The following is an 18,494-nucleotide window of genomic DNA, read 5'->3' as shown; positions in this document are numbered from 1 at the left end:
TCAGCGTCGCAGCCGAAGACGGAGCTTTCAGTGGGTTGCAGTTCAAGGCCTGGTCTTGTTCGGGTGCATGACCGCTGCCGTTTGGGCGCAGGCGGATCGACAATCGCCATCTGTTTCAGATGCGCCAACAAGTAGCTCGGACACTTCGGGCAGGGATACTTCGGGCTCGGATACCTCCGACACGGACGAAGCGGAAGGAGTGGCGGAGCGGATCGACCCGTCCGACGCACCGTCGGCTTCGAACCCGGATCTGCCGGACAAGCTGGTCATCGCGACGCGTGACGTGCCGCCCTTTGCGATGCGCGATGAAGGGGGGGCATGGCAGGGGATCAGCATTGATCTGGCACGCGTCGTCGCCGCGGAACTCCAGGCAGAATCCGGCCGCGAACTGCCGTTGGAGTTTCGCGACTTGGCGCTGGGCGAGATGCTCGATGCCGTCGAACGGGGCGAGGTGGATATGGCGGCAGCCGCGTTGACGATGAACTACGAGCGGGAAAAACGGATGGATTTCTCACATCCGATCCACCAGGCGGGGTTGGCGATTGCGGTGGGGACCGAGCAACGCAAGCCGGGCTGGACCGGAGTGATCCAGGCAGTTTTTTCGCCGGCGTTTCTGCGGATCGTTGCCACGCTGGGAGCAATGATGCTGCTGAGCGCGATTGCCATCTACGTTTTCGAACGCAAGCAATCCGATGGCGATTTCAAGGGAGGTTGGACGCGTGGGATCGCCAGCGGACTGTGGTGGGCCGCGGTCACGTTGACCACCGTCGGTTATGGTGACAAGGTCCCCAGAACGACGGCGGGGCGCCTGATGGGAGCCGTTTGGATGTTTTTGGGACTGTTCATTGTCGCCAGCTTCACCGCGGCGGTCACGTCGGCGTTGACCGTCACGCAGCTGCGCTCGCGTATCTCCGGACCGGCGGACCTGGCCAGGGTCCGGGTCGCCACGGTGACCAATTCGACTTCGGCCGACTACCTGCGTTCGCGTCATATCGGGCACCAGACGTTTGCCGACGTCGGCCAGGCGCTGCAACACCTCAAGGACGGCAAATGTGACGCGGTCGTGTACGACGACGCGATTCTGCGGTATGAAGTCTTCCAGCACCAGAGCGGCGACGCGTACGTGTTGCCGATCACGTTCGCTGAACAGAACTATGCTTTCGCGTTGCCCGAGGCAAGCCCGCTGCGTGAACGCGTCAACCAGGTTTTGCTTCGAGAGATCTCCAGCCCGGAGTGGGAGGCGGTTCTGGCGGGCTACCTGGGTGAAAGCTTGCCGTAACGTTTATCGCCTTATTCATCCGGGTGAATCCTTTGATCCCTTCGCTCTTTCGCAAACAGCACCCCAAGGTCGGTGCCCGTCCGGGCACTTTGGTGATTCCCAAAGAGGCTCCTGCCCCGCGGATCAGCATCATGCACTATGGGCCGCAGGGATGCGAAGAGCCCGACGTCGTTGGCGTCGACTCCTTGCGCGCTGCCTTTGACGCCGAGACGGTCAGCTGGATTGACGTGCAAGGCTTCGGGGATCGCTCGGTGATGCGTGAGATCGGCGCGATGTTTGATTTGCATCCGTTGCTGCTGGAAGACGTCGTCAACGTTCCGCAGCGTCCAAAAACCGAATCTTACGGGGATCACCTGTTGATCGTCGTGCGAATGGTCAGCTTGGACGATGAAACCCGGATCGAGATGGAACAGGTCAGCATGATCCTGTCGAAGCACTACTTGATCACTTTTCAGGAGCGTTACGGTGACGTCCTGGACCCGGTGCGCCGGCGGATCCGATCCGGGAAGGGCATGATCCGAAAGTTGGGATCTGACTACTTGGCGTACGCGATCGCCGATACGATCATCGACGGATACTATCCGGCGCTGGAATCGATCGGTGACCGGCTGGAATCGCTGGAGAGCGAAGTCATTTACAACCCGTCACCGGAAGTGTTGGCGGAATTGAACGCGATGAAGAACCAGCTTATCAATTTGCGCCGCGCGATCTGGCCACAGCGGGAGGCGGTCAACTCGCTTGTCCGCGGCGACCACGCGGTGATCAGCAAAGACGTCGGGGTCTATCTCCGGGATACCTACGACCACTGTGTGCAGACGTCGGAGGTCGCCGAAATGTACCGCGAAATGGTCACCGGATTGATGAACACCTATCTGTCGGCGATCGCCAACCGGACCAACGAGGTGATGAAGGTACTGACAATCATGGCCAGCATTTTCATTCCGTTGACGTTCATGGCGGGAATCTACGGAATGAACTTCGAACACATGCCCGAGTTGCATTACCGCTGGGCGTACCCGTCATTGGTGATCGCGATGACCGTCACCGCCGCGGGGATGTTGATCTATTTCTATCGCAAGGGATGGATCGGGATGCGGACGCGTGATTGACCGACGGACAGTTTGACGGGCCGCTTCGGCATTCAAGGGGTCAACAGGATGATGGCCAGATCGTCGGGTTTCCCCGGCGTGCCCTCGGCGCCGCCGGACATGCGTTCATCGGCCAGGGCAATCAGCGATTTCATCCGGTCCAGCGGTCGACCGACGCGGGCCAGTGAGGTGATTTCGCCGAGGTGCAGATTGTCCTGCAAGCCGTCACTGGCCACCAGAATGGTGTCTCGGGGGGCCAGCGGGACCGCGGGGCCGATTTCGATGTGCATGCTGCGCGATCCCACCAAGTTGGAAACGATGTGGCGTTCGTCGTGGTGCATCGCATCTTCTTCGGCGATCATCCCCGATTCGATCGCGTAGCCGACGGGGGAGTGGGACAAAGATTTCCATTTGATCGCGCCGCGTTGGCCGACGACCAGAGCCATCGAATCGCCGACTTGATAGCCGCGGGCCTTGCGGTTCTGGACTTCGACCACGGAGATCGTGGTGGCGGCACCGGTACCCATGTCCAAGATTTCGGCATTGGCTCGTTCGATTCCGTCCAGGATGGCCGGGCGAAGGTCCGCCCCTTCAGCGGACTCGTTCAGAGATTCGGCCAGGCAGTGCATCGCGATCGCCGATGCCTTGTATCCCAGCGGAGCGCCCCCGACGCCGTCAGCGACGGCCAACACGATCCCTCCGTCACGGGTGCGAATCACAGCGGCGCTATCGTCGTTCGGTTCCTGCTTTCCCGGACACGTCTTCAGAAACGCCACGATGTGCCCGTCCTCGGCGAGATCGATCAGCTCGGGCTGATCCAAATCGCTTTCCAGGAATTTCAGGGTGCGGGCGGCGAGGGCGCTGGATGACATCGCATCGATCGAGAATTGGAACGGAGAGCAGCCGATCGGCTCGGCACCTCATTCTACGTTCCCACGCGATTTCGTTTAGCGAAGCGAACGGCTTTCAGACGGCTTTTCTCCCAAGCCTGGGCCATTTTTCCGGCATCTGCGAAACGGTCGCGCGGTTTGATTGCAACAGATTTGCGGATGATCGCGATCAGGTCGGGATGGACACGTCGCCGCATCGACGCCGCGCCGGGAAACGGCCACTGGAAGGGATACTCCGCCCACTTGCCCGAAAACAACCGGTAGGCGATCAATCCGATGGAGAAGACGTCGCTCCGTGTCGAGGGTTTGCCCATCGCCTGTTCGGGCGCCATGTAGCCGAGTGTTCCGGTGCCCGATCCACTGATCGTGCGCTGCGCCACCTTGGCGATCCCAAAATCTCCCAGACGGAGTTGGCCGTCATCAAACAACAACACGTTCTCGGGTTTGATATCGCAATGGATCACTCCGGCCGCGTGGGCATAGGCGACCGCGGCGAGAATCTGGGACGTGTACTCGTAGGCCGTTTCGAATCGCATCCGCTTTTTCAGTCGGTCATCAAGCGTGCGTGAAGCCAGCGGCGTGACGATCACGAAGTGCCCATCGATGAAGCTGGCATCTCGAATCGGCAGGATGTTCGGATGTTCCAACCCGATGGTCAGCTTTGCTTCCCGACGAAATTCCTGGATCAAGTCGTCGGAGACCCAGTTCGTGTTGGGGATCTTCAACGCGACCTTGATCGACAGCAGCGTGTCGGTCGCCGCGTAAACGTCGGCGAAACCGCCACGACCGATTCGGCGTTCCAAGCGGTACTTACCCAAACGGCTTCCAATGCGAAGCGATTTGTGCGGTCCTTCCTCTGGCAGGCTGGATGTTTTTGACATGAACACTTCGCGTTGCAAACGGTGGATGCCCCAATCACCAGTCGGGGTCGGGACTTTGTCGGGCTATTCCTGGCGGAGCGAGGTGACATCGTACAAGTCGGTGCGGCGGTCTTTCCAGTTGGTGACGCTGCCGCGTTCGCGGTGCCGACGCAGCAGTTCCAGGTCCACGTCGTGAATGATCACCGTTTCCACATTGGCGTTGGCTTGGGCACCGATGCCGTCTCGGGCGAAGGTCACGTCGCAGGGGGTCAAGATGGCCGATTGGGCGTAGTGGATATCGGCATTCTCGACGAAAGGCAGGTTGCCGGTGCAGCCGGCGATCGCGACATACACATCGTTTTCGACGCATCGGGCCGCGGCACAAGTCCTCACCCTCAGGTAGCCGCCACGCGTGTCGGTGTTGTAAGGAACAAAGATGATGTCGGCGCCTTGCTGCGCGGCCAGCCGTCCCAGTTCCGGGAACTCGCAGTCGTAGCAAATTTGGATGGCGACTCGGCCACAATCGGTATCAAAGACCTCCATCGACGGTCCGCCTTCGACGCCCCACCACCGTCGTTCACTGGGGGTGATGTGCAACTTGTACTGCTTGTCGATGCGTCCGTCCCGGTGAAAAAGAAAGGCGACGTTGTACAGCCGCTCTTCCTCGACCGTGAAATGTGATCCGGCGACAATATTGGTGTCGAACCGCACGGCCAACTCGGCGAACAGTTCCAGCAGTCGCGGCGTGTATTCCGAAAGCTTCCGCGCGGCTTCGCCGGGACGCAACGCCGGCATGATCGAAAGCAGCTGGGTCGAGAACAATTCGGGGAACAACAGAAAATCGCATTTGTAGTCGCCGGCCACATCGACGAAGTAGGTGATCTGGCGGGCAAACTCTTCAAAGTCGTCGATCGAACGCATCTGGTACTGAACCGCCCCGATCCGGACCGGACGGATGGTTCGCCGATGTCGGCGGCGGTTGGCCGGGGTGTAGTCCAGGTTGCGCCATTCCAGGAACGTGGCGTACCCGCAGCTTTCCGTATCGGACGGCAAGTAGTTGCTCAGCAAACCCTGGAGGGAAAAGCCGTTGGCAATCTGCGCCGTCAGGACGGGATCAAAAATCGATTTGTTGATCACTCGGTCGACGTAATCGGAAGCTTTCATCTGGGCGGCGTACTTGTGATAGCCCGGGATGCGACCCCCGATGATCATGCGTTCCAAGTTGTGACGACGGCACAGGTCTTTTCTGGCATCGTACAACCGGCGTGACAAACGCATCCCGCGAAACTCCGGGTCGACCATGATTTCGATCCCGTACAACGTGTCTCCGTTGGGCCGGTGATTGCGGATGTAGCCTGAGTCGGCGGTCTTTTTCCAGTCGTGCCACTCCAGGTTGTCATCGAAATCCAGCATCAGACTGCTGCTGCTGGCGACCAGCCGGCCGTCACATTCGATCACGATCTGTCCTTCGGGAAACCGTCTGCATTGGCTCTCGATCTGGTCCCGGCCCCAGGGTTCCATGCTCTTGAAGCACTTCCGCTGGATCGCGACCAAACTGTCGTAATCGTCGACCCGCATTTGGCGGACCACCAGCTTGCGTTCGAACTCGGAAACATCGAAGTCGGGTTCGGGGGCGGTGGCGTCACGCGACGGAGTGTCAGATTGATTCAAGGGTAGTCTCTGCAATGCAAAGGGTGGTTCCAGACAGATCGGAAACTTGGACGCTCGCCGAGGAGGGCCTGATAGCCCGTCTCCTTCGCCGCTTGCGGTGTGCCCGGCAAGGGAAAGGTTGCTGGTCGGCGCGGTCCAGACGTCCCACTTCGGGCTGCGCTCCAGTGCGATCCGGCGCGGAGCTGCAGATCGACACCCCGGAGGCGGCGCGTGGTGCGGAAACGGTCGGACGAACCTGGGATCGGGTGGCCACCAGGATCAGAAGGGCTGCCGGGATCAATGGCGATTTGGAATTCTTGGGGCACGCCGAAGTGCCGTTGCGAGGTAGACCGGTTTGCGACCGCTGACGTGAAGATTATCGGACCGGACACCCGTCGGTCTAGGGCTTGTTGATCGCATTTGGAGACCATTTTCGCGGCGTCGGCACCGACAGAATCCGCGCCGCCCAGAGCGGGAAGCCAACCAGGTCGCGGGAGAATTCCTGGACGGATGATGGTGGAAACTCGGCCGACCCCATCGGTTGGTCAAGCAACGGAAACGCGAGTCACGGCAACGGCGCTTTGGATCGACAACCGGTCCGTCGTGTATCATAAGGGGCCGCCCAGATCATCGGACCTCAGCCCGCTCCCGGTGGGTCCGCCCGCCTCACCTGCCCCAAAGATTTCCCGTGCCCGGTCGTCGCGTCACCGCACTGTTGATAATGGTTCTGCTGGTCATCGGACGGGCCGCTGCGGTGCAATCGCAGGAGAGGGAGGTTCCGGAATCGACCAAGGTTTCTGAGCAGGCTGAAGTTTCGAAGCAGGCCAAGGTTCCTGAGCAGGCCAAGGTGATCGCACCGGTGCCCGTCGTTGCCGGGGACGCAGGCGATGAGAAGCGTTTGGAGTTTTTCGAATCGCGCATTCGTCCGGTGTTGGTCGAACACTGCTATCCGTGTCACAACTCCAGCGAGACCGCCGAGGGCGGCATTGCCGTCGATCATCGCCTGGGGATGCGCGGCGAAGGCGACTCGGGCGGGATCGTCGTTCCCGGGTCTCCGGAGCAGAGCCGGTTGATGGCAATCGTCCGTCATGAGATTCCGGGATTGGAGATGCCCGAAGGCGGACCGAAATTGGATCCGGAAGTGATCGAAGACCTGCAGCAGTGGATCGCCGATGGTGCGGTGGACCCGCGTGATGACCCACCTTCGGCCGCGGATCTGGCCGCTGCCACGGATTGGACCGCGGTTCTGAATCGTCGCAAGAAGTGGTGGAGCTTTCAACCGATTCAAGCAATCGATCCCGCCGTGGGAGCAAGCTCAGCAACGGGAGCCGACCACACGGCCGCGGAGAATCCGATCGACTGGTTCATCCACCGCCGCCTTCAATCGGCCGGTTTGGAACCTTCGCCCGCAGCCGATCCGGCAACGCTGGTTCGGCGGCTGTTTGTCAATCTGACGGGGTTGCCCGCCGGGGCAGCCGCCTCGGAGCGATGGACCGAACGCATCGCCAATGCGTCCGCGGCGGATCGTGGCTTGGTGATTGAGCAACTGATTGATCAGTTGTTGGACAGGCCGGCGATGGGAGAACGTTGGGCCCGGCATTGGATGGACTGGATCCGGTATGCCGAGTCGCACGGCAGCGAAGGGGATCCGCCGATCGTCAACGCGGCGATCTATCGCGATTACTTGATTCGCGCGATCAACTCGGATGTCCCCGTCGATCAATTGATCCGGGAACACGTCGCCGGCGATCTCCTTCCCGAGCCCCGAATCAACCGGACCTTAGGAATCAATGAGTCCCGCATCGGGACGGCTCACTGGCGGATGGTTTTTCACGGTTTTGCACCGACCGATGCGTTGGCGGAACGGGTTCGATTCACCGACGACCAGATCAACGCGTTCTCCAAAGCCTTCCTGGGCCTGACCGTATCGTGCGCGCGATGTCACGATCACAAGTTTGACCCGATCAGTCAGCAAGATTACTACGCGCTGTATGGTGTCCTGGCATCGTGCCGGCCTGCAAGGCATGCCATCGATCTTCCCGAACTTCTGGACAAGCATCGTGAACAACTGGCCGTCCTGAAAGAACAGATTCGTCACGCAATCGCCGATGATTGGCTGGGGCAATTCGCTGACACTCCAAAACGAATCATGAAGGAACTGAACCGCGAGCCAAAGGCTGGCGATTCGCAACCATTTGCTGCCCTCTTGAACGACTTGCCGCCGCGAGCCGATGACGATGGGGTGAGTCGATCGTTGAAACGGTCTTTGGCGGATTTGCGGGACGCTCGTCGACAGTGGGAAGACGACCCGAATCGTCAAGACGCTCGGCAGTGGGACATGTCCCAGGATTCCCAGATAGAACGCTGGTACCGTGTCGGAGCGGGGCTCGAAACGGCTCCGCAACCGAGCGGATGCTTTGCCGTTTCGCCGGACGGGGAACGGGCCTTGAAGGGGATCTATCCGGCCGGCGTGTACTCCCATTCGATCAGCGACAAACACGCCGCCCACCTGTCGTCTCCAGATCTGGGGTTGGATGGAGATTACGAACTGTGGTGGGACGTGATCGGTGACTCCGAGGCCAGTTTGCGGTATGTGGTCCAGGATTACCCGCGTCGCGGAACGGTGTATCCCGTCAACAAGTTGAGCAATCGGTGGCAATGGATTCGCCACGACGTTTCCTACTGGCAAGGCGATCGAATCCATTTGGAACTCACCACCGCCCGGGACGCTCCCTTGCTGGCGGTCGATCAACCCCGTTCCTGGTTCGGCGTGCGGCAGATCTGGTTGGTTCCGAAAGGTCAGCCGGCTCCGCGGAGGTTTCCCGAGCACCTGCTGCCGATCTTGGATGCGGCCGGCTCCTCCCCGCCGACGTCGCGCAATGAACTGATCGAATTGATCACGGCGACGCTGCGTCAGGCCGTCGAAGCCTGGCGCGACGGATGTGCCAGTGATGCCCAGGCATTGTTGCTGGATGAAGCGTTGCGGCGGAGGATGATCGACGATCGGCTGCCGTCGCTGACGCTGGCACGACCATTGATTCTGCGCTACCGAGAGCTGGAGTCAGAGATTCCGGCTGCCACGCGTGTGCCGGGGTTGCAGGAAACGGTTGCTACCAATCAACCGCTGTATCAACGGGGCGATCATCGGTCACCGGCAGCCCCCGTTCCGAGACGTTTCCTGGAGGCGATCGATAACGATCCCTACACGGGAGCGTCCAGCGGTCGGCTTCAACTGGCCGAGGACTTGCTTCGCGGTGACAATCCGCTGACGCGACGGGTGCTGGTCAATCGTGTCTGGCACCACCTGTTCGGCGCTGGGATTGTCCGAACCCCGGACAACTTTGGTCGGTTGGGGGATCAACCCAGTCATCCCGAATTGCTGGATTGGTTGGCCAATCAATTTGCCCGCGACGGTTGGTCGTTGAAGAAACTGATCCGACAGATCGTGACCTCCCGTACCTGGCAACGCAGTGTGGAGGTTTCTGCCGAGGCCGACCGGACCGATCCTGAAAACCGTTTGCTTTCTCACTGCAACGTGCGGCGTCTGGAAGCCGAGGCGATTCGGGATTCGCTGCTGGCGGTGTCGGGGCGTTTGCAGCACCAGGTCGGTGGCGATTCCGTCTCCGGGGATTCCAACCGGCGCAGCGTTTACGTTCGGGTGCAGCGCAACGCCCTGGACCCGTTCCTGCGGACCTTTGACTTTCCCGAACCCTTCAGCGCGGTCGGTCGACGCGATGCAACCAATGTCCCGGCACAGTCACTGGCTTTGATGAATGATCCTGCCGTGGATCGGTGTGCGGAATCTTGGGCAAAACGCGTCCTTGCCGAAGCCGCGAGCAAAAACGATGCATCGCGAATCGATCACATGTTTCGAGAGGCTCTGGGGCGTCCGGCAAGCGAGAAAGAGATCCGTTTGGCGCACCGCTACGTTCACTCGGTTCAACGCAAGATTGCCGACGTGCGACGGCGGTCGCAGCAACTGGATGCGGAAATCACCGCGGCGCTTGACCGAGTGGAGACGTTGCGTGCGGACGGACGCGCGAGATTGGAAGCCGAAGCCGGTTCGAATCGCGTGAGAACTCCCGGCGGGCCGAAGCCCCTGCGTCGCTGGACGTTTGATTCCGCCGACCCGAGCACAGACGCTTCGCGAGAAGACAGCTTGCGAGCGGACGATCTGAAGCGGGGCGCAAAACTCGCTCGCGGAGCGCTGGTGCTGGATGGAACCGGGTTCGCGGTGACACAGCCGCTTGAGACCGGGCTGAGCGAGAAAACGTTGGAAGCGTGGGTGCAACTGGATGATTTGCAGCAGCGCGGCGGAGGTGTGCTGTCGGTGCAGACGCTTGACGGAGTGACCTTCGATGCCATCGTGTTCGGGGAACGCGATCCGCGTCAGTGGCTTGCCGGAAGTGACAGGTTTGCTCGCACCCAGTCGTTCTCTGGAGACGAAGAGTCACAGGCGGCGGACGAACCAGTCCATCTGGTGATTGCCTACCATGCCGATGGAGCAATCATCGGTTACCGAAATGGGACGCGTTACGGCCAGCCCTACCAGAGTGACGGACCATTTCCGTTTCAAGCCGGCCAAACGGTGATCAGCTTGGGCCTGCGACACCTTCCCGCTCAGGGCAATCGGTTGCTTCGTGGACGAATTCTGCGTGCAGCCGTTTACGATCAGGCGTTGACCGATGAGCAGGTTGCGGCCCGGTACATCGATCGGCCACGTTGGTTCAGCGAGGAGCAGGTCGTTCAGGCCCTGGTAGCAAACGAGCGCCAAGAGCTGGATCGTCTGATGCAGCATGCCGAGGACTTGAAACGCCAGCGGGAAGCGTTGGGGGGCGTGCCCGACTCGGATGACTTGCATGCGGCGTGGACAGAGCTGGCCAAGGCAATGTTTTCAATGACGGAGTTTCTCTATGTTCGGTAGTCGATCCCGTCGAGATTATTTGCGTGACTGCTCGGTCGGGTTCGGCGCGATGGCACTGGCCGGTCTGTGGGATCGATCGGTCCGGGCGAATGGTCCGGAAAGCATCGGCCGTCTTCCGGCCCGCGCCGCGCTGGATCGTCCGCATCACGTGCCGAAGGCCAAGCACGTGATCTTCTGCTTCATGTCCGGTGGCGTTTCGCACGTCGACAGTTTTGACCCGAAGCCCAAATTGCAATCGCTGGACGGGCAACCGATGCCGGTCAAAGTGGAACGCACACAGTTCAACAACAACGGCAACATCATGGCCAGCCCGTTCTGGTTCACGCCGTCGGGACAGAGCGGATTGCCGATCAGCGAACTGTTTCCGAACCTGGCGTCGGTGGCCGACGAACTCGCTGTCATCCGTTCGATGACCACCACGGTCAACGAACACGCCCAGGGAAACTTCTTCATGCACACCGGTTTTCCGATCATGGGGTATCCCAGTGCCGGGGCATGGTTTTCGTACGGACTGGGAACGGAAAACCAGAACCTTCCCGGATACGTGGTGCTGCAAAGTGGTGGGGCGGTCGCACCACATGGCGGCGTCAGTCTGTTCAGCAACGGGTTTCTACCAGCGGAACACCAGGGATCGGTCTTTCAAGCCGACGCAGCCGCAGCGGTTCGCAACATTCGGCCTCAAGAAACACCGCTTCGGCAACGTTCCCGCATGGAATTCACCAAGACCTTCGATGAAGCGTTCTTGCAGGAAACGTCGAACGATGACCAGGTGGAAGCGACGATCCGGAACTACGAGACCGCGTTCCGAATGCAATCCGCGGTCCCGGAACTGTGTGACATCAGCAGGGAATCCGCTTCGATGCGAAAAGCGTACGGTGTCGACTCGCCCGATGCGGAAATGGCCGCGTATGGGCGACAGTGTTTGCTGGCTCGCCGCCTGGTCGAACGGGGAGTGCGATTCATCGAATTGAGCTGCCTGACACGCGGAATCGGGGCCGGAGGCGCACCGAATCCGTGGGATCAACACGGAGAATTGGAACGGGGGCACCGAGCGATGGCAATGCAGGTGGATCAGCCGATCGCGGCGCTCATCACGGATCTCCGGCAGCGCGGATTGCTAGACGAGACGCTAATCGTTTGGGCCGGTGAATTTGGACGGACTCCCTTCTCCCAGGGGAACAACGGTCGCGACCATAATCCGTTCGGCTTCAGCATTTGGCTCGCTGGCGGTGGTGTCAAAGGCGGCATGGCTTATGGGGCGACTGATGAGCTCGGCTATCACGCCGTTGAGAAGCCCGCCACCATCTATGATTTGTGGGCCACGGTGATGCACCAGATGGGGATCGACCACGAACGGCTGACCTATCGCTACAGCGGCAGAGACTTCCGCTTGACCGATGTGCACGGAAACGTGCTCCACGAGATCTTGGGCTGAGTCAGCTTGGCATTGGGCCGGGCAGAAGAGTCAGTTGGTCGGCCCGGCGACAGCGACGCATCGGCGCCAACGCGGTTAGGGCAGATAAAAGCCAAATGACGTTTGGACTCGATTTGCGCTGCCACGGTCACCGTCAATGTCGACGCGGTTGCCGTACAGGTATTCGATGCCGCAAAAGATGCTGGGATACGGATTGGCGATCAGGTTGACTGCGAAATAGGTGGTGTCGCGAAGATTCTCAGGGTTTTGACCCGGAATCGGGTCCAACGACAATTGGCTGATGGTGATGTTGGACGTCAGACACGACGACCATTCGTGGTGGACGCCAGTCATCCAACCGAACATCGGCAATACCGAGCCTTGTTGTGGTCCGGTTGCGACGACATCGGGGGATCCGCGGTAGCTGCCGATGCCGTCGCCGAAGGTCACTTGGAAGTAACCCCGCGTGCGCTCCAACAGCATCAGGGATCCGGTGAAGTTGAATCCCCACGCGCCGGCGGTGATGACGCGTTCCCCGGTCGGCTGGAATCCCAGTTCACGCAAAACCATCGCGACTTGCAGATTGCCCCAATCTCGGCTCAAACGCAGGCGACTGACGAAGTCGGGCGATTCGGTGCGGCCGGCACCGGTGAGCATCGGCGGAGCATCGATGATGATCTGAGGGTCTTCCAGTGCGACGGCAAGCGAAAGTCCGTCCCAAGCGAGCGGCTGATCCCAGCGCACCAATCCTTGACGTCGATTGACGTTGGAAACCGCACCCTCAAAATCCAGTGTCTGGGGTACCGCTGACGGATCGGTGAAGGTGGTCCATGTCTGTCCGGCCGTGAAGTTTTTGAATCGGCCGTAGGCGTGTCGTAGCCGAAGATCGCCGTTGCCTCCGTCGGAGCCGCCGAAGAAATCCGCTTCCACGAAAGCTTGCGCCGTGTCCGCACCAATCTTCCATCGCGTGTCGAAGCTCAACCGAGACTGTTTGGCATGAAAGCGAACATTGCGTCGCGGCTCGGCATCGGTCGGAATGGAAGTGGTGACGAACGAGTCGATCGAATCGATGGGGTCGAAGTCCCAAATCAGATCTGCCTTGACGTACCCGCCGATTTTCATGGCGATCCCATCACCGACGATGATCAAACCTTTATCAAATTCCGGGATCGCCGTGAAATTGTTTTTCAGTTCTGGACCCATCGATGGCTGGTCCGAAGCAAACTGAAGCGATTGCACCGCAGGGCTGTTGGGCGACAGCGTCAGACCTTCAAGCGAAGAGAGGTCGATCGATTCGGATCCCAGGAAGTAGTCGTCCGATGCAACGTTTTCCATTTCCACGGGTGTCGATTCGGACGCGTCTTGCAATGGCGTCAATGCGAGTGCCGAAGCAAGTTGAAACTGCGACCCTTCAAAGGGTGCTCCCGTCGGAATCGCGCCGATCGGAGTGATCGTGGAACCGGAGGGGGTGACCGAAGTGTCCGGCTGATTGCCATTCCTTTTAGAATCCGCCGGCGATTCTTGTCGCGGCGGCGCGGGAGGTGGCAGTCGCTTGCAGGCTGTCTGCGCCATCGCCGTCACACCGCAGCAGAAGCTGCAGAGGAATGTCAGGCATCGAAAGACAGTCGTCCGTTTTAGGCGATGCATACCCGTTCCGAGCAGCGTTCGGAGAAAACCCTTTTACACTCATCTTTTCCTATCGAAGGAATCAGCGACGGAATCGAGCGAAAAAAAGGATTCTGCCGGATTTGCGGGTTTTGTAGAGACGGCGCGACGCAGAGCGGTTCGTTGCCGATCGGCGGTCCGGGCCGTCGCTCTGGAAGCCGGAATTCCATGAGTTTCACAAAGTTTCACCGGGAGATTGCGATCGCCCGGTGGTTGGATGGAACCTATTTTAGAATTCCTTGGCCTCCCGCCCGTTGTTGACCAGCGTCCCCGATTCATCTCTCTGTCAATCAGCGATAGCCGACCGTTGACCGATCTCGCCCAACCTCGTCGTCTCGGACTCGCTCTTTCCGGGGGAGGGTTCCGCGCGGTGCTGTATCACCTGGGTGTGATACGGTTCTTGCGCGATGCCGGCCTGCTGAGCGAGGTGACGCACATCACTTCGGTCTCCGGGGGGAGCGTGATCGGCGCCCACCTGGTGCTCAATTGGGACCGCTACTGCGGTACCGAGCAAGAGTTTGATGCGGTCGCGGATGAACTGCTGACGTTTCTGCAAATGGATATCCGCAACCGGATCGTTCGGCGATTCCCGCTGGCTTCGCTGGCCAACACGGGGCGGAGGATTGTGCGGTTGGAATCACAGCGTCAATTGACCCGCGCCGGTCTGCTGGAGCAGCACTACGAACAATTCCTGTACGGCGACACGCCACTTTTTCACCTTCCCAACTCCCCTCGGTTGTACATCCTGGCGACCAACCTGAGTGAAGGGTCGTTGTGCGCATTCCACCGGGACGGCTTGCTGTTGCAGCGACGCGCCGCCGGTGGGCCCGGGTACGAGATCGAAGAAGTCGACATGGGGTTGGCGACCGTCCCCATGGCGGTCGCAGCATCATCGGCTTTTCCGGGGTTTTTCCCTCCCTTGGAACTCCGTGGAAAAGAGGTCGGGGCGAACGAAGGAGAATTCACCCGGCATGCATTCACCGATGGTGGGATCTACGACAACCTGGGGTTGCGGATGTTCCATCATTTGCAGCAACCGAGGCAGTCGCCAACGGCAAATCGGGATGACGCAAGGAACGCCCAGATCGATTTGCTGGATGAATCAACCCAAACCCCGTCGGTCGAGAGCACCGGAAACCAATTCGACGGCATCCTGGTTAGCGACGCGGGTGCCAAATTCAAGGTGCGGTCGTCCGGTCGGGCCGGCGGTTTGCTCCGCACTGCACTCCGCTCGACTGACATTCTGATGGACCGGGTCAATCAGTTGGAATTGGAATCGTTCCGCGACACGCCGGGCGCGTTGTTCTTTCCGATCAACCGGCTGGTTCGGCGAGACCAGGATGCGACCGCCCTGCACCCTGAAATCCAGCGACAGGCGGCACTGATCCGGACCGACATGGACCGGTTTTCGGATCTGGAAGCGTCGGCACTGATCCGCCACGGCTATTGCATCGCTCGGCAATGCTGTCGCGAACGAAACCTGATCACCGAACCGAACATGCCGGCGGATCCACCGTGGGATCCTGTCAGCCAGGGGAAAACCGACCATCCGTCGGCCAGCTTGTTGACGGACTCCAACCGGACGTTGGCGGCGGCAAGAATCTTGCAGCGATCCGCTGCGCGGCGAGCACTCAGCACGCTGTTCAGCCCTCGCGACTGGCCGACCTACTTTTGGGTTCCGCTGTTGGCGGTGCTGGTCCTGACGATCCCCACGGTTCTGATCCAATCCCGGCGGACGGCCATTCGACAGGCGCATGTGCTTTCCGCCGTCGCCGAAACCAGTCCCCTCTATGCCGACGTGTTGGACCTGTTGGAGAACGGACCTGGGACACAGATTCCTGCATTGGAATTCAAGAGTGTCGACACCGTGGAGCCGCTGGACTTTACGGGATACGACGTCGTGTCCGATGACCGGATTTACGACCTGCGCGGTTGGACGCGCGAGTCCCGGAATCGCACGCCCCCACTGATGCACGCGAGGTTCCGCATGCGTCGCACCGAACAGGCGGCGGACAAGCCGACGGTTCGAATCCAGTTGCCGTCCAGCGAGGATTCGATGCGGGCCGAGTACCTGCCGGAGACGCTTCGCCCGCAGCACTTTCGCGCCCAAACCGGTCCGGGACAATACGTGTTCGAAACCTTGTTGGACTTTTCACATGTCCCCATCGACTCCGATGCGACCCTGGTGGTGCGCCAGCTGATGCCGCCCAACATGGCAGAGCAAGAATTCGGGACCGGCCACTTCAAATTCACGATTGCCGCGAACACCGGATTGGTTCGAATCTGGGTGCTGCTGCCGGACGGACGGCCGCATGATCAGTTCAAGCTGAATCGATTCCCGATCGAGAATCCTGGGCAAATCGAATTGGTGCAGGCAACGACCACCCACGAATTGCCCATCGGGTCGATCGCCACGTTTGAGCTGATCAATCCGAAGAACTATTACCGCTATGAATGCCGGTGGCGGTGGCTGGATGTGGAATCAAACGCTCGATTGCGGCTGTAGATCCTGAAACGCGCGTCGTTGGCAATTGAAAGCAAATGCTTTGATTCTTCCGCCGAGCATGCTCCGGTGGTCGACTTTGATGATTTTGTCGCTGGTCGTATCAGTGGTTTCTGATTGAAGGGTCGATCGCAGCGTATTTGATGTCCCGAATGGTCCGAGAATTCCGATTAAGACGGTGAGCGACGGGATTTCGACCAGGGAGAGGAAGAGCGATGGTTCGGGCACGTAAATCGATCGATCGGGTCCCTGTGATGGGGACGTTGGTCTTTCTGCTAGCGGCGCTGGCCGTTGGGGAGAGCCACGCGATCGATATCAGCGTCACCACGGCTGCCGATACCGGGATGGGGTCATTGCGGCAAGCAATCTCAGACGCCAATCCAGGCGACCGGATCGTTTTTGATCCCGGTTTGGCCAATCAGACCATCACGCTGCAAAGCGACCTGCCAGCGTTTCCCTCCAACCTGACGTTTGACTCCCGCCAGGCTGTGGGCATCGTGGTCGATGGAACGGCTCCGGCGGTCACGGACCTGTTGCGGATCAACGATCCCGCCTCGAGCATCTCATTTCTGGGGGATGCGAACTTTCTGGGAACCACGCGGCTGAACTCCGGGCGGTTGAGTTTTGAAGGAACGTTGGGGGAAGACCTGACGATCGGCGATTCCGGAAGTTTGTTCGGCAACGGGACGGTCGGCGGAAATACGACCAGTCGGGGGACACTGAATGCCGGCGGACCGGGGTCGGACATTGACACGATGACGTTCAACGGCGACGTGACTTTGGATGCCGGCTTCGTGCAGGTGGACATCGCCGACACCGGCACGACGCCGGGCGTCGACAGCGACCTGTACAGTGTCGGCGGCTCGGTGACGATCAACGGCGGGACCGTCCGGGTCAACGCCATCACCGGGACCTACACCAGCGGCACCAGCTACACCTTCCTGGAGGCCGGCGGCGCGGTCACAGGAACCTTTGACAACATTGTCGACAATCTGGCTTTCCTGGATGCGATGTTGGAATACCAGGCGAACAGCGTCGGGTTTGTTCTGCAAGACAACGACGTGACGTTTGAAAGTCTGGCGGCAAGCTGCAATCAGCAATCAATCGGGGCCTACTTGGACGTGCTGGAGGAAGGGGCCAGCGGCGATCTTCTGGCGGTCATCAATTCGTTCCAACAATCGACGGTCGGTGGAGTCCAAAGTGGTCTGGAGCAGCTGGGCGGCCAGATCTATCCGACGCTGCTGTTCACACAACTGCAACACACCAGCATGAGCCTGGCGTTGGCACGCAACCAATTGGTGGTCGATGACCCGTTGTGTTGCTTTCCGCAGAAAACCCAGGGGTGGGTGCGGGGCTATGGGATCGGAGGCGACGCCGATCCGGACGATTGCGGCACCAATGGCTTCACCTATCGGATGGGTGGCACCGATCTCGGCGTGCAACGCGAGCTGGCTTGCGGGCTGTTGGCGGGAGGCTTCGCCAACCTGTCCTCGGGCGAAGTCAGTGCCGATCGTGTCGATCAGGTTGCCGAAATGGATACGTACCTGGCCGGCGGTTCACTGCAATACGTTGGAAACTGTCACTACCTTTTGGGAATGGCCGGCGGTGCAACGCAGCAATACGATGTCCGGCGCACAATCAACGCCGACAGGTTGCGGGTTGCCCGCAGCGATTTCGACGGGTCGCAGCGTTTCGCTTATTTGGAACACGGTCGCGTGTTCAATCATTACAACACTCTGTGGATTCCGCACGTGGCGGTGCAGTACGTGGATTTGGAGCAGGATGCGATCAATGAAACGGGCGATGATGTCGTGGCCCTCAGCGGTCCCGCGTTGGATACCGAATCGGCCCGCAGCATCCTGGGACTTTCGCTGCAGCAGTCCGGCCCGACCGATCTGGGGGCCGCAACGACGAAACTGCGTTTCGGCTGGATGCACGAGTACATGGATACTCGCAACGATTTCGTTTCATCGTTTGTCGATCAGGACAGTTTCTTGGTGCGAGGGTTGGACCTAGGTCGCGATTGGGCCGTCGTTGGCGCCAACGTGCAATGGTCGACGTTCTGTCACTGCACGCTGTTGTTGAGCTACGAGGGCCAATTCAACGATGTCCAGTCGTTCCACACCGGGGCCGGTGGCCTCCAGTATCGCTGGTAGGTCGGCAGAAGAGGAAAGGCCTGCAAGCGTCGGCTGCGGAATTGGCGAGATGAGTCCTGGCGTGC

General features: G+C 60.0%; 10 protein-coding genes. 6 read left to right on the top strand and 4 right to left on the bottom strand.

Features of this window, described 5'->3' with window-relative positions; all coding sequences use genetic code 11:
• Positions 1–199 precede the first annotated feature (199 nt).
• Positions 200–1,279, top strand: coding sequence for a transporter substrate-binding domain-containing protein (locus FYK55_RS16185; RefSeq protein WP_161604553.1), 1,080 nt, complete (start codon positions 200–202; stop codon positions 1,277–1,279).
• Between the two features lie 23 nt (positions 1,280–1,302).
• Positions 1,303–2,388, top strand: coding sequence for a magnesium/cobalt transporter CorA (corA, locus tag FYK55_RS16180; protein WP_235908736.1), 1,086 nt, complete (start codon positions 1,303–1,305; stop codon positions 2,386–2,388).
• Positions 2,389–2,420: 32 nt separating this feature from the next.
• Here the strand turns inward: corA and FYK55_RS16175 are convergent, their stop codons facing one another.
• From FYK55_RS16175 to FYK55_RS16165, 3 genes are all read right to left on the bottom strand, one after another.
• Positions 2,421–3,239, bottom strand: a complete 819-nt coding sequence (locus FYK55_RS16175) for a PP2C family protein-serine/threonine phosphatase (protein WP_150077481.1) — start codon at positions 3,237–3,239, stop codon at positions 2,421–2,423.
• A gap of 53 nt (positions 3,240–3,292) precedes the next feature.
• Positions 3,293–4,138, bottom strand: a complete 846-nt coding sequence (locus FYK55_RS16170; protein ID WP_150077480.1) for a serine/threonine-protein kinase — start codon at positions 4,136–4,138, stop codon at positions 3,293–3,295.
• Positions 4,139–4,201: 63 nt separating this feature from the next.
• Positions 4,202–5,695 (bottom strand): carbon-nitrogen hydrolase family protein, encoded by a 1,494-nt coding sequence (locus FYK55_RS16165; RefSeq protein WP_150077672.1) that lies wholly within the window; start codon positions 5,693–5,695, stop codon positions 4,202–4,204.
• Positions 5,696–6,455: 760 nt separating this feature from the next.
• Here FYK55_RS16165 and FYK55_RS16160 point away from each other — a divergent pair.
• Positions 6,456–10,691, top strand: a complete 4,236-nt coding sequence (locus FYK55_RS16160; RefSeq protein WP_150077479.1) for a DUF1553 domain-containing protein — start codon at positions 6,456–6,458, stop codon at positions 10,689–10,691.
• Entirely contained in the window at positions 10,681–12,126 is a 1,446-nt protein-coding gene (locus FYK55_RS16155) for a DUF1501 domain-containing protein (protein ID WP_150077478.1), read from the top strand. Before FYK55_RS16160 ends, FYK55_RS16155 begins: the two co-directional genes overlap by 11 nt.
• Before the next feature lie 75 nt (positions 12,127–12,201).
• Here FYK55_RS16155 and FYK55_RS16150 read toward each other — a convergent pair whose 3' ends face one another.
• A complete protein-coding gene (locus FYK55_RS16150; RefSeq protein ID WP_150077477.1) occupies positions 12,202–13,752 on the bottom strand; it encodes a DcaP family trimeric outer membrane transporter in 1,551 nt (516 codons plus the stop codon).
• Positions 13,753–14,077: 325 nt separating this feature from the next.
• On the opposite strand from FYK55_RS16150, the gene FYK55_RS16145 reads away from it, so the two are divergent.
• Positions 14,078–16,276: a patatin-like phospholipase family protein gene (locus tag FYK55_RS16145; protein WP_161604552.1), complete on the top strand. Its 2,199-nt coding sequence runs from the start codon at positions 14,078–14,080 to the stop codon at positions 16,274–16,276.
• Positions 16,277–16,488: 212 nt separating this feature from the next.
• The gene (locus FYK55_RS16140) at positions 16,489–18,429 is read left to right on the top strand and encodes an autotransporter outer membrane beta-barrel domain-containing protein (protein ID WP_150077475.1); all 1,941 of its coding nucleotides are present in this window, start codon (positions 16,489–16,491) and stop codon (positions 18,427–18,429) included.
• Positions 18,430–18,494: the final 65 nt, after the last annotated feature.

This window comes from Roseiconus nitratireducens (assembly GCF_008629675.1).
Lineage (GTDB): Bacteria > Planctomycetota > Planctomycetia > Pirellulales > Pirellulaceae > Stieleria > Stieleria nitratireducens.
The sequence above is the reverse complement of the archived record's forward strand: the minus strand, read 5'-3'. Positions and strand labels throughout refer to the sequence as shown.